This is a genomic window from Massilia litorea, assembly GCF_015101885.1.
GTDB lineage: Bacteria > Pseudomonadota > Gammaproteobacteria > Burkholderiales > Burkholderiaceae_D > Telluria > Telluria litorea.
Map to the genome: position 1 here is coordinate 2578831 of NZ_CP062941.1, position 13020 is coordinate 2591850.

Genomic DNA, 13020 nt, shown 5'->3' on the forward strand with positions numbered 1-13020 from the left:
GCCAAGTCTCATCCGCGCGAGAATACGATTTCGTCATCGGGAGTCGTATCGTGAACACGGAAATCGTCTGCACCATCGGCCACTCGAACCGGCCGATCGAGGAATTCATCGACCTGCTGCGGCAAAACGAGGTCGCCCTCCTGCTCGACATCCGCACGGTGCCGAAGTCGCGTCACAACCCGCAGTTCGGCCAGGACCAGCTGCCGCTGTCCTTGAAGGAAGCCGGTATCGAATATCGGCAGATGCCGGGCCTGGGCGGGCTGCGTCGGCCCCAGAAGGATTCGCCCAACAGCGGCTGGCGCAATACCTCGTTCCGGGGCTATGCCGACTACATGCAGACCACGGAATTCGCGAAGAACGTGGATGCGGTGATCGACCTGGCCAGCAGCAAGCGCTGCGTGCTGATGTGCGCCGAATCGGTACCCTGGCGCTGCCACCGTTCGCTGGTGGCCGACGCGCTGCTGGTGCGCGGGATCCCGGTCGAGCACATCATCAATCCGGGCAAGCGCAAGCCGGCCGCACTGACGCCATTTGCAAAGGTGGATGGAACGCGCATCACCTATCCGCCCGAAGGGGGCGAGCAGATCGCGCTGGATCTCGGGTGATGGGTAAAAGGGGAGGAGCGGGCGGATAGGGCGGGAAAACCCCCGCCCTATCCGGAAGGGATGCCGCTTACGGTGCCGGCGGCACGTAACCCATCGCCTGGTCGGCGCCTTCGCCGAAGAAATGCTTTTCCATTTGCGTCGCCAGGTACTTGCGCGCGCGGTCGTCCGCCAGGTTCAGGCGGTTTTCGTTGATCAGCATGGTCTGGTGCTTGAGCCAGCCCTGCCAGGCTTCCTTCGAGACCGACAGGTACAGCTTCTTGCCCATTTCGCCCGGGACAGGCGGGAAATCGAGGCCTTCGGCTTCCTTGTTCAATTTAACGCAGTGGACGGTGCGGGCCATGTGAGTGCTCCTGATTCGGTATGAGATAAAACCGCGATTATAAAGACTTGATGAAAACCTGTGACTTGCGCTGCCAGTTATACATGTGCTGGCGGTCCTTCGGCAGGTCGTCCACGGTCGCCGGCTGGAAGCCGCGCTTCTTGAACCAGTGCGCGGTGCGCGTGGTCAGCACGAACAGTTTCGTCAGCCCGGCGGCGCGCGCGCGGTTTTCCATGTGCTTCAGGATGCGCTCGCCGTCGCCCTGGGCCTGCACGTCCGGATTGACGGTGAGACAAGCCATCTCGCCCATCTTCGCATCCGGGAACGGATACAGGGCGGCGCAGCCGAAGATCACGCCGTCGTGCTCGATGACCGAGAACTGCTCGATCTCGCGCTCGATCAGCTCGCGTCCACGGTAGACGAGGGTGCCGTCGGCTTCCAGAGGCTCAATGAGCTTGATAATTCCGCCGACGTCCTCAATTGTGGCCTGGCGCAGGCTTTCCAGGTTCTCGTGGCTGATCATGGTGCCCACGCCGTCGTGGGTGAACAGTTCGAGCAGGGCCGAACCGTCCATCTCGAACGGCACGATGTGCGCGCGGTCGACGCCGCTGTTGCAGGCTTTGATCGCATGCCGCAGGTAGAAGGCGGCGTCGGGCGGCAGGAAGTTCGCCTGCAGCACGGCTTCGGCCTGGTGCGAGGACAGCTCGCGGATTTCCTCGCCGGCGGCGTCGGACATCATCGGCGTCTCGGTAATGTAGATCAGCTTGTCGGCGTGCAGGGCGATCGCGGCGGTGGCGGCCACGTCTTCCATTGTCAGGTTGAATACTTCGCCAGTGGGCGAGAAGCCCAATGGAGACAATAACACCAGGTTGTCTTCGGTCTGCAGGATCGGGGCGATCTTGTCGGCCGCGATCTTGCGCGTCATGCCGGTCAGCTCGAAGTCGATGCCGTCGATGACGCCGAGCGGACGGGCGACGACGAAGTTACCGGAGACGATGCTGATCTGGGCATTCGACATCGGCGTGTTCGGCAAGCCCTGGCTGAAGGCCGCTTCGATATCGAGGCGCAGTTCGCCGGCGGCTTCCTTGGCGCATTCCATCGCCGCCGTGTCGGTGATGCGCACGCCGTTGTGGAAGCGCCCCTCGACGTTACGCAGCCCGAGCTGCTCGGCCACCTGCGGCCGCGAGCCGTGCACCAGCACGATGCGGATGCCGAGGGCGACGAGTAAAGACAGGTCTTGCGCCAGTACCGGCAAGGCGCCGGCGGCGACCAGTTCGCCGGGGAAGGCGACGACGAAGGTCTTGCCGCCAAAGGCATGAATATACGGCGCGACAGAGCGCAGCCACTGGACGAATTGGGTAGGGTTTTCCATTTGCCGCATTATAATTCGCTGCGCGACTTGCGCACCAAATACCTCGTAAAAATCAATGTCTGAACAGAGTAACAAGCCTAAGCCGGATACGGCGCGCGCAGCAGTCCCAAGCAATGAAGCCAGGCAGCCGCGCGAGCGTGCTGCCGGCGTGTTGCGCGCACCGATGACGCAGACGCCGGACGGCGCTTTGCAGACCAAGGGCGAGCGCCGGCATGCGGGCGAGGGCGGGCAGGGTGCGCAACGCGGCCAGCGGCCGCCAAAAGACAAGGCGCCGCAAGGCGAGCGCGCCGCGGGCGAGCGTGCCGCGGGCGAGCGTGCCCCGGGCGAACGCCCGCCGCGCGAGCCGAAAGCGCAGCGCGCAGCGCGCGTACAGACGCCGCTGCCGCCGATTACCTATCCCGAAGATTTGCCTGTCTCCGGCCGCCGCGAGGAAATCGCCAAGGCGCTGGTCGAGAACCAGGTCGTCATCGTCTCCGGCGAAACCGGTTCCGGCAAGACCACGCAGTTGCCCAAGATCTGCCTGCAATTGGGCCGCGGCGAAAAGGGCCTGATCGGCCACACGCAGCCGCGCCGTATCGCCGCGTCCTCCACCGCGAAACGCATCGCGCAGGAGATCGGCACGCCGCTGGGCGAACACGTCGGCTACAAGGTGCGCTTCAACGATACGCTGCAGCCGGGCGCGTCGATCAAGCTGATGACCGACGGTATCCTGCTGGCCGAAACCCAGACCGACCCGCTGTTGAAAGCCTACGACACGATCATCATCGACGAGGCCCATGAACGCAGCCTGAACATCGACTTCCTGCTCGGCTACCTGAAGCAGCTGCTGCCGCGCCGTCCCGACCTGAAGGTGATCATCACCTCGGCGACCATCGACGCCGAACGCTTCGCGCGCCACTTCGCTTCAAGCGACGGCAAGCCGGCGCCGGTGATCGAGGTCTCGGGCCGCCTGTACAAGGTCGAAATCCGCTATCGCCCGGTCGACCGCGACCCTGTCATGGCGGGCGGCGGCGTCGACAACAAGCCTGCACCGAAGGCGCAGCAGGCACGTGAAAAGCGCGACCTGATGGACGCCGTGGTCGATGGCGTCGATGAACTGTGCCGCCTGGGACAGGGCGACGTGCTGGTCTTCCTGCCGGGCGAGCGCGAGATCCGCGACTGCGCCGAAGCGCTGCGCAAGCACCATCCGCCGCACGTCGAGATCCTGCCGCTGTTCGCGCGCCTGTCGGTCGAGGAGCAGGACCGCGTCTTCCGCACGACGAACGCGCGCCGCATCGTGCTGGCGACGAACGTGGCCGAGACGTCGCTGACGGTGCCCGGCATCCGCTACGTGGTCGACGCGGGTCTCGCGCGCGTCAAGCGCTACAGCTTCCGCAACAAGGTCGAACAGCTGCAGGTCGAGCCGATCGCGCAGTCGGCGGCGAACCAGCGCGCCGGCCGTTGCGGCCGTGTGGCCGACGGCGTCTGCATCCGCCTGTACGAGGAAGACGATTTCCTCCAGCGTCCGAAGTTCACGGACCCGGAGATCCTGCGCTCCTCGCTGGCCGCCGTCATCCTGCGCATGAAGTCCCTGCACCTGACGGACGTCGAGACCTTCCCCTTCATCGAGCCGCCGCAGGGCCGCGCGATCGCCGACGGCTACCAGCTGCTGCAGGAAGTCGGTGCGGTCGACGAGACCAACGAACTGACGCCGCTCGGCCGCAAGCTGGCGCGATTGCCGCTCGACCCGCGCGTGGGCCGCATGATCCTGGCCGCGCTGGACAACAACTGCCTGACCGAGATGCTGATCATCGCCTCGGCCCTGTCGGTGCAGGACCCGCGCGACCGGCCGATGGAATACCAGCAGCAGGCCGACGAGAAGCATAAAAAATTCGCCGACGAGAAGTCCGAGTTCCTCAGCTTTATCAAGATCTGGAACTGGTTCGAGGACGCGATCGAGCACAAGAAAACCAACCGCCTGCTGCAGGAGAACTGCCGCGCCAACTTCCTGTCGCAGGTGCGCCTGCGCGAGTGGCGCGACGTGCATTCGCAACTGCTCACCATCGTGCGCGAGCAGGGCTGGCGTCTGAACGAGTCGGCCGCCACCTACGAACAGCTGCACCTGGCGCTGCTCACCGGCCTGCTGGGGAACATCGGCTTCAAGGCCGAGGACGAGCCGGGCGGCGCCTATCTCGGCGCGCGCGGCATCAAGTTCCATATCTGGCCGGGTTCCTCGCTGACCAAGAAGCCGGGGCGCTGGATCATGGCGGCCGAACTGGTCGAGACCACGCGCCTGTACGCGCGCTGCATCGCCCAGATCCAGCCCGAATGGATCGAGAAGATCGGCGGGCACCTGCTGAAGAAATCCTGGGGCGAACCGCGCTGGGAAAAGAAGCCGGCGCAGGTCTCGTCGCTGGAACGCGCGACCCTGTACGGCATCGTCGTCTACAGCGGCCGGCGCATCAACCACGCGCTGCATAATCCGTACGAGGCGCGCGAAATCTTCATTCGCGATGCGCTGGTCGCGGGCGACTACGAAACGCGCCAGCCCTTCTATGCGCACAACCACAAGCTGGTGAAGGAGATCGAGAACCTCGAGCACAAGTCGCGGCGCCAGGACGTGCTGGTCGACGAGCAGCTGATCGCGGCGTTTTATGACGCCGAGATCCCGAAGGATGTGGTGAACGGCGCCGGCTTCGAGAAGTGGTACAAGGACGCCGCGCGCGACGACCCGAAGCTGTTGTACCTGAACCGCGAAGAGCTGATGCGCCACGAGGCGGCCGGCGTGACGACGGAGCTGTTCCCGAAGACGATGAACGTCACCGGCATCGAGATGGGGCTCTCGTACCACTTCGAGCCGGGCAGCCCGCGCGACGGCGTGACCCTGTCGGTACCGCTGTTCGCGCTGAACCAGATCCCGCAAGAGCGCGCGGCCTGGCTGGTGCCGGGCATGCTGAAGGAAAAAGTGCACTTGATGTTGAAATCGCTGCCGCAAAAGCTGCGCCGCCATTGCGTGCCGCTGCCGGACTACGCGGCGCGCTTCGTCGAGCGCATCCACGCGGCCAAGGCCTTCGGGCGCGGCGACCTGGTCGACGTGCTGATCGCGGACGTGCGCGCCGAGACCGGCGTGAACGTGCTGACCGGCGACTTCAAGCTGGAGACGCTGCCGACCCACCTGTTCATGAATTTCAAGATCATCGACGAGCATGGGCGCCAGCTCGAGATGGGGCGCAACCTGGCCAGCCTGCAGGCGGAACTGGGCAGCCAGGCGCGCGAGAGCTTCCAGAAGATGGCGGAGGCCACGCCGGCGGCACTGGGCGCGGCACGAACGAACGTGGCGACGCCTGCGGCCTGGGGCGCGGGCAGGAATGCCGCACCCATCGCGGTGGCGGCACCGGCGGCCAAAGGCAAGGGCGCTGCGCCGGCAGCGGCCCCGCAAGCGGCCGCGCCGGCCGTCAGCCAGCACACGAACCTGACCAGCTGGACCTTCGGCGAACTGCCCGAGCTGCTCGAGATCACGCAGGGCAAGCTGACGCTGATCGGCTTCCCGGCTCTGGTCGACAAGGGCACGCACTGCGACCTGGAAGTGTTCGACGACCCGAATGTCGCCGCGCGCACCCACCGCATCGGCCTGCGCCGCCTGTTCGCGCTGCAGCTGAAGGATCAGCTCAAATTCGCCGAGAAGAACATCCCGGGCCTGCAGGGGATGGGCATGCAGTTCATGACAGTCGGCTCGCAGGAAGAGCTGCGCGACCAGATCGTGCAGAAGGCGATCGACATCGCCTGCCTGCAGGACCCGCTGCCGACGGATGCGGCCTCGTTCAACAAGCGCAAGGACGAGGGCAAGGGCCGCATCGGCCTGTTGATCAACGAGATCGCGCGCCTGGTGGGTGCGATCTTGAGCGAGTTCCACGGCATGCCGAAGCGCCTGAAAGGCCTGCCGCCGGCGGTTGCGACCGACATGCAGGAGCAACTGGCAGGCCTCGTGCACAAACGCTTCATCGCCGACAACGAGTACAGCCAGCTGGCCCACTTCCCGCGTTATTTGAAAGCGATGAACGTGCGCCTGGAAAAACTGCGCGGCAATCCGTCGCGCGACAGCCAACTGATGCTTGAATGGCAGAACGCCGCCAGCCAGTGGCAGCGCATCTCCAAGCAGCCGGGCAAGCAGAACGACCCGCGCATGACGGAGTTCCGCTGGATGCTGGAAGAGCTGCGGGTTTCGCTGTTCGCCCAGGAGCTGCGCACGCCGATGCCGGTGTCGGCCAAGCGGCTGCAGAAGGTGTGGGAGTCGATGATCCGCTGATTCGTCGAGCGCAGGCGGGTGCCGGCAGAATGTCGCCCCTTCCTGTACGCTATCTCATCGTTCAATAAAACCAACAGGGGAGTCAAGGATGGAGCTCGACGAAGTCATCGCTACGTGGGAGAGGGAAGAGCAGTCCGTGCGTGCGCGCCTGCTCGCGCCCGGTGTCGCGGCGCAGGAACAGGTGCGGAAGCTGTCGGGCATGGAGATGTTCCAGGCCATCTTTGCCGGCGAGCTGCCGCCGCCGCCCATCGGCGAGACGCTCGACTTCGTGCCGATCCACATGGGGCCAGGCGTCGCCGTCTTCCAGGGCCGTCCGCAGCTCAGGCATTACAACCCGCTCGGCACGGTGCATGGCGGCTGGTTCGCCACGCTGCTCGATTCTGCCGTGGGCTGCGCCGTGCACACGACGCTCCCGGCCGGCAAGGGCTACACGACGCTGGAACTGAAGGTGAACATGGTGCGTGCCTTGAACAAGGACGTGCCCTTCGTGCGCGCCGAAGGCAAGGTGATCCATGCAGGGCGCCAGGTGGCCACTGCCGAGGGACGGATTGTCGGGCCGGACGGCAAGCTGTATGCGCATGCGACGACGACCTGCCTGATCTTTGGCCAGGAAGCCTGGTAAGGCTCTGCTTGTTTTCCATCCCCTCTCACGACCACGCACCTTGGAATGTATGTTGCAAGGCAACGCACATTGCAAGGTTCATCCATGCTCTCCTTTCCTCCACCGTCCAGGTCTCTCCCCACATCTGAGCTTGTACTGCGCCGATTTGACCAACTCACCGCTGTCGTGCAACGACGAATAGTGATTTCATGTAAATTAAGATGAGGTAGAGTTACAAGGAACAACAGACTCAAAACCACAACGCCCTGCGATGTTCGACGATCGGCTGAGTCACTTCGCCAGTGAGCGACGGCGTCTTCTCATCGCAATGCCGGCCCTGCCGCTTCGTAACAGGGAAGCCTGCGGGCAGGGCCGCACCGTAGGCCAGGCAATATTGAGGCAGAAACATGACTGAAGGACGCTTTCCCTCTTCACAGGCGTGGCTCGGGCGCGCCCAGTGCGTCATTCCCGGTGCCCACCACCTGTCGGGGCGGGTGCTCACGACGCCCGAGCGCTCGCCGATGTATATCGAACGCGGCTTTGGTTGCCGGATCACGGATGTCGACGGGCACGAGTACATCGACTATCTGATGGCCTTCGGTGCGTTTCTGCTCGGCTACGCGGACCCTGAAGTGGACGCGGCGGCGCGCGAGGAGCTCGAGCGCGGCTCGCTGTTGTCGATGAATCGTCCGCAGCACGTGCTGTTCGCTGAAGCGCTGGTCGCGCAGTTTGACGCGGCTGACATGGCCGTGGTACTCAAGACAGGGAGCGAAGCGACGACTGCCGCCCTGCGCATCGCCCGCCGCGCAACGGGGCGCCGCCGTGTCGCACGGGCGGGTTATCACGGCTGGCACGACTGGTGTCTGCCACTCGAGAATTCAGTTCCCGCCGGGCTCGACGCACAGGTGCTGGAGTTCAACGCCAACGATCCGCATTCGCTCGAGGCCCTGTTCAGTGTCTTTCCTGGCGAAATCTCCGGCGTCATCCTGGCGCCGGAGATGGTATTGCCGCCGACGCGGGAACGGTTTCAGGCCCTGCAAGACCTGACGCATCGCCACGGCGCGCTGTTCATTCTCGATGAAGTCAAGACAGCATTTCGTACCGCCCCCGGGTCGGTGCAGGCCCGTTTCGAACTCAAGCCCGATCTGACCACGGTGAGCAAGGGCCTGAGCAACGGCTGGCCGATCGCGGCGGTGGTGGGGCGGCGCGATGTCATGAACAGCGCCGCCGGAATGCATCTGTCGGGCACCTTCCACGGCGATACTGCGGCCATGGCCGCCGCCCTGACAACCTTGCGTATCGTTCGGGAACGCGACGTTGCCGGCCATGTATGGGCGCTGGGCCAGCGGCTGATCGACGGCCTGAACGCCATTGTGCGCGAGTTCGATGTGCCCGCGCTGAGCTACGGCGAGCCTTTTCCGCCGATGCCCTTCCTACGCTTTGATCATCCGGACTCCCAAGTTAACGATGCAATGCGGACAGTGTTCTACGAGGCGATGCTCGAGCGTGGGGTCCTGCTGCATCCCCGTCACATGTGGTTCATCAGCCATGCGCATCAGCGGGATGACATCGATACGACGCTGGAGCATGCGCGAAGCGCGATGCGGATCGCCAGCCAGCATTGCCGGGCGACCTGAACGGGCTGCGATGGACCATCGAGCCGCCAGCATCCAGCAAATTGTCGACCGCTATCTGCGCGCCGAGGCTTCGGTGTCCATGATCGTGATGGAACTCGTGCAGCACACGGAGGATACGTCGGCACTGGCCCGCATCCTGCCCACGCTCACCGGCGACCCGGCGAAGCTTCGCGCGCTGGCGCAGCACCTCGCCGACAATGCGGCGGGCTGCAGGACCATCGTCAGCATGATCCGCCAGCGCCTCGATTCTCCGGAACCTGCCAGCGACACGGAAGAGGGCATCGAGCGATGCCGACGGCTGTTCGATGCGTCTGTGGCGCAGAGCGAGGAGTCGAGTGTGGCGCTTTACTCACTGGGAAACCCCGAGTTGCTGGCTGCGGCGACGGACGAGGTCATTGGCGTGATGGACGACTGGGGTGTCTTGAAGCCAGATCGGGATGCCATCGAGATCGGCTGCGGCATCGGGCGCTTGATGGCGCCCCTGTCCTCGCGCCTGCGGTCCGTGAGCGGCACCGATGTCTCCCCTGGCATGATCGCGGCGGCCACGCGCCGGCTCGCCGCTTGTTCGAATACGTCTGTCCTGCTGACTGACGGCAAAGACCTGTCGGCGTGGGAGGCGGCTTCTGTCGATCTCGTCTACAGTGTCGATACCTTCCCTTACGTCGTGCTTTCCGGGCGGGCGTTGGTCGAGCGCCATTTTGAAGAGGTGCGGCGCGTGTTGCGCCCCGGGGGCGATTTTGTCCTGTTCAATTATGCTTACGGTCGCTCACGCGAGGAGGTCAATGGCGAGGTGCTCGGCTTGGCGCAGCAGGCGCAATTGCAGGTCATCCGTGCCGATGTATCGCCATTTCACATCTGGAATGGCGTCGGCTGGCAGCTGAGGAAAGCCTAGCGTGAGAATTCTTTACCTGTCGCCAGGTTTTCCGCCGAATTCGCATCTGTTCTGCGTCGCTGCGCGCGCGCGCGGCGCTAACGTCCTTGCCGTAGGCGATATCCCAGAGCAAGATCTGCCGCCGGAAGCGCGCCAGGCATTCGAAGCGTACGTGTTTGAACCGCGTATGGGAGAGTACGAACGCTTGCTCGGCGTCGTGCAGTCCCTGGTCGCGCTGTACGGTCCCATCGACTTTGTTGAATCGAACGGCGAGCACTGGCTCGAAGTGGAGGGCCACCTGCGCGACGACCTCTGCATCGAAGGCCTCTCGGCGCAAGACGTCAGGCGCCTGCGCAGCAAGCTGGCCATGGCGCAGGTTTTTGAGAAAGCGGGCGTGCCCCACCCGCCTGGCATCCGCTGCGTGTCTCCCGAGGTCGTCAGAGACTTTGCCGCAACGCATGGCCTGCCGCTCGTATTCAAGCCCGATAGCGGCTCCGGCGCAACGTCCACCTTTCGCGTATCGACACCGGCCGAACTCGACGCCGCGCTGCTTCTGCCGCTCGATAATCACATCGTCCAGCCCTTTGTCGAAGGCGTCATCGTCACCTTTGATGGCCTGGTCAACCGCGAAGGCGGCGTGGTCTTCTGCACCTCGCATGTCTACGATAGCGGCATCATGGAAGTGAGAACCGGCACACTCGATGGCTATTATTATTCGATGCGCAGTATTCCCCCGGCGCTCGAGGACGTCGGTCGGCGTGCGTTGGCGGGGTTCGGCCTGCGCCGGCGCTTCTTCCACCTTGAATTCTTCTGGCGTCCCGACGGGTCCTACCTCGCGCTGGAGATGAACGTGCGCCCGCCAGGCGGCTACACCACCGACATGATGAACCACTCCTGCGACTTCGACGTATATGCATTATGGGCCGCGGTCATGATGGGAGATTTGCTGGAAGACTATCGGTACGAACGCAAATTTCACACGGCCCACGCAGGACGGCGCCACGAACGCGTCTATGCGTTGTCACCTGAGACGCTGAGGGAACAGCTTGGGGACACCCTGGTTCTCGTTCAATCCGTTCCTGACGCGTTCGCATCGACAATGGGCAACACGATGTACATGCTGCGGCACCGGCAACTGGCGCAGCTGCTTGACGCTATCAAATTAGTGCAACTGCCGGCGGCTCGAAGGTAAAGATGATGGCGCTGTTCGCGTTAAGTGTGGAATATGCCGATTGCCGCTCGCAGCAAGGCCTCCGGCGACTTGACGCGAGCGCCGTCGAGCGCCCAGCGCCAGCCGAGATAGTCGCCGAGGTAAGGGCTGGCAATCCCGCGAAACGGCTGCAGCCAGGCGCGCAGGCGGCTGTGATTCTTCAGGAAGTGCTCGAACTGGCGTGCTTGCATGCAAACCTCCTCACTGGTGAAGTCCGGGTCGGACCTCAGCCGTTCAGGAAGATTCCACACTTAACGCGAACAGCGCCTTTCCGAATGCCGCCGTGCGGTCGTTGGATATGCCGCCATCCCCGACCCACGCAACCGCGCCGAATGGGCCAGTGCTGGCTGAGCGGAACCGGTCACGCGCCAAACGCCCCATCGATCGTGTGCATCGCCCCGGTCACGAAGCCCGCCTCCGGCCCCGCCAGCCAGGCCACCATTCCTGCTACCTCTTCAGGGCGGCCGTGGCGCTTGATCGCCATGAAGCTGTGCATCAGATCCCGCATCGGGCCGTCTTCCGGGTTGGCGTCGGTGTCGATCGGTCCCGGCTGCACGACGTTGATCGTGATACCGCGCGGACCGAAATCACGTGCCAGCCCGCGCGCCAGACCTTGCAATGCGGATTTGCTCAGGGCATAGGAGGCCATGCCGGGCAAGGGCATGCGGTCGCCGTTCACCGAGCCGATCACGATGATGCGGCCGCCTGTCGGCATTTGCCGCGCGGCTTCCACCGAAGCGTGGTAGGGCGCCTGCACATTGATACGGAACAGGCGATCGACTGCATCCGGGTCCTGCTCCAGCGCATCGCCGAAGATGGCAATGCCGGAATTGACCACCAGGATGTCCAACGGACCGCTGTCACGGACCCGGGCGATGACCGCATCCCGGTCGGCGCTGTCCGTCAGGAATGCCGTGCTCCCTGTTTCCGCGGCGACGAGCTGGGCCGCTTCCGGCGAGCCCGAATAGGTGAACGTCACCTTCGCGCCGTCCGCGGCAAAGCGCCGGACGATCGCCGCACCGATGCCCCGGCTGCCGCCAAGTACCAGGACCGACTTGTTCGTGAAATCCGTCATGACCAACTCCTTTTTGATTAATGTAACGCATGATACAATAATCGTCATCGCAGCTGTCAAGGAATTTTTTAATCATGACTACAAAAATATCTGCCGGCCGTGGCCGCCCGCGCCGGTTCGATCCGGACGAGGCGGTCGTCACCGCGCAGCGCCTGTTCCACGAAAAAGGCTATGACGCCGTGAGCGTTGCGGACCTGACCAAAGCGCTGGGCATCAACCCGCCCAGCTTCTACGCCGCCTTTGGCAGCAAGGCGGGGCTGTACACACGGATCCTCGATCGCTACGCGGTAACCGGTGCAATTCCTTTAAAGAAGATTCTGGGACCGGACCGGCCCCTGGCCGAATCGCTGGCGGAGGTACTTGAGGAGGCGGCACGTTGTTACGCCGCCGATGCAGCCGCTACCGGTTGCATGGTGCTGGAGGGAATACGTTGTAACGACGCGGAAGCGCGCGACGCTGCCCGCGGCTTCCATATCGCTGCGCAAGAGCTTATTCGCAACGCCATCGCCGAGCGTTATCCGGAGGAGGCGGGTCGGCTGGCTGATTACGTGTGCACCACGATGGCTGGACTGTCGGCAAGCGCCCGCGATGGGCAAGGCCTGGAGCGCCTGCTGGCGACTGCGCGCCTGGCCGGCAAGGCGCTCGTCCACGTCATCCCCGCCTGATCGGTCGCTTGGAAATGTCGGCCCGACAAACGCGGCGCAGAAAAACTTAACGCTTGTCTGTCGGCGGTGTGCCCGTGGTTGGGGGAGTCGTCGAGGTTGCCCCCGCCCCCTGGCCCGAAGCACCGGTCGTGCCCGGGCTGCCGGCGCCGCTCTGGACATCGCCGGTCGTACCCATCGAGCCGCTGTTCGTCGTGCCGCTGACGGCCGAGCCGCTTGATGTCGATCCCGTCGCCGAGCCGCCGCTCGTGTCAGTGTTGCTCTTTTCCATGGAACTACATGCCGCCAGGGACAGTACTGTCATGCTACCGATGAGAATGCCTTGAAACCGTTTCATGATCATCTCCTTGGGGGTAGGTGTGATCATCATGGATGGGTCGCCA

Annotated in this window: 11 protein-coding genes and 1 pseudogene; 7 read left to right on the plus strand and 5 right to left on the minus strand. The window is 64.1% G+C overall.

Features of this window, described 5'->3' with window-relative positions; translation table 11 throughout:
- The first annotated feature begins 50 nt into the window (after window positions 1-50).
- A complete protein-coding gene (locus LPB04_RS11520) occupies window positions 51-605 on the plus strand; it encodes a DUF488 domain-containing protein (RefSeq protein ID WP_193688787.1) in 555 nt (184 codons plus the stop codon).
- A gap of 67 nt (window positions 606-672) precedes the next feature.
- Here LPB04_RS11520 and LPB04_RS11525 read toward each other — a convergent pair whose 3' ends face one another.
- Window positions 673-945: an oxidative damage protection protein gene (locus LPB04_RS11525; protein WP_193688788.1), complete on the minus strand. Its 273-nt coding sequence runs from the start codon at window positions 943-945 to the stop codon at window positions 673-675.
- Window positions 946-982: 37 nt separating this feature from the next.
- Window positions 983-2296 carry an amino-acid N-acetyltransferase gene (gene argA / locus LPB04_RS11530; protein WP_193688789.1) on the minus strand — a complete coding sequence of 438 codons (1314 nt, stop codon included), beginning with the start codon at window positions 2294-2296 and terminating at the stop codon, window positions 983-985.
- 55 nt (window positions 2297-2351) lie between these two features.
- On the opposite strand from argA, the gene hrpA reads away from it, so the two are divergent.
- The 5 genes from hrpA (at window position 2352) to LPB04_RS11555 (ending at window position 10882) form a co-directional block, all read left to right on the plus strand.
- Window positions 2352-6581, plus strand: a complete 4230-nt coding sequence (gene hrpA, locus LPB04_RS11535) for an ATP-dependent RNA helicase HrpA (RefSeq protein ID WP_407943892.1) — start codon at window positions 2352-2354, stop codon at window positions 6579-6581.
- Window positions 6582-6669: 88 nt separating this feature from the next.
- Window positions 6670-7203 carry a PaaI family thioesterase gene (locus tag LPB04_RS11540; RefSeq protein WP_193688790.1) on the plus strand — a complete coding sequence of 178 codons (534 nt, stop codon included), beginning with the start codon at window positions 6670-6672 and terminating at the stop codon, window positions 7201-7203.
- 386 nt (window positions 7204-7589) lie between these two features.
- The gene (locus LPB04_RS11545) at window positions 7590-8819 is read left to right on the plus strand and encodes an aminotransferase class III-fold pyridoxal phosphate-dependent enzyme (protein ID WP_193688791.1); all 1230 of its coding nucleotides are present in this window, start codon (window positions 7590-7592) and stop codon (window positions 8817-8819) included.
- Between the two features lie 10 nt (window positions 8820-8829).
- Window positions 8830-9711, plus strand: coding sequence for a class I SAM-dependent methyltransferase (locus LPB04_RS11550; protein WP_193688792.1), 882 nt, complete (start codon window positions 8830-8832; stop codon window positions 9709-9711).
- Between the two features lies 1 nt (window position 9712).
- Window positions 9713-10882, plus strand: a complete 1170-nt coding sequence (locus tag LPB04_RS11555) for an ATP-grasp domain-containing protein (RefSeq protein WP_193688793.1) — start codon at window positions 9713-9715, stop codon at window positions 10880-10882.
- 20 nt (window positions 10883-10902) lie between these two features.
- On the opposite strand, the pseudogene LPB04_RS11560 reads toward LPB04_RS11555, so the two are convergent.
- Both LPB04_RS11560 and bdcA read right to left on the minus strand, forming a co-directional pair.
- Window positions 10903-11055, minus strand: a pseudogene (locus tag LPB04_RS11560) (IS1595 family transposase); the annotation flags it as partial.
- A gap of 206 nt (window positions 11056-11261) precedes the next feature.
- Window positions 11262-11975, minus strand: coding sequence for an SDR family oxidoreductase (gene bdcA, locus LPB04_RS11565; protein WP_193688795.1), 714 nt, complete (start codon window positions 11973-11975; stop codon window positions 11262-11264).
- 74 nt (window positions 11976-12049) lie between these two features.
- Between bdcA and LPB04_RS11570 the strand changes: the two genes are divergently transcribed.
- The gene (locus LPB04_RS11570; RefSeq protein ID WP_193688796.1) at window positions 12050-12640 is read left to right on the plus strand and encodes a TetR/AcrR family transcriptional regulator; all 591 of its coding nucleotides are present in this window, start codon (window positions 12050-12052) and stop codon (window positions 12638-12640) included.
- A 46-nt stretch (window positions 12641-12686) separates the two neighbouring features.
- Here LPB04_RS11570 and LPB04_RS11575 read toward each other — a convergent pair whose 3' ends face one another.
- Window positions 12687-13007, minus strand: coding sequence for a hypothetical protein (locus LPB04_RS11575; protein ID WP_193688797.1), 321 nt, complete (start codon window positions 13005-13007; stop codon window positions 12687-12689).
- Between the last annotated feature and the right edge of the window lie 13 nt (window positions 13008-13020).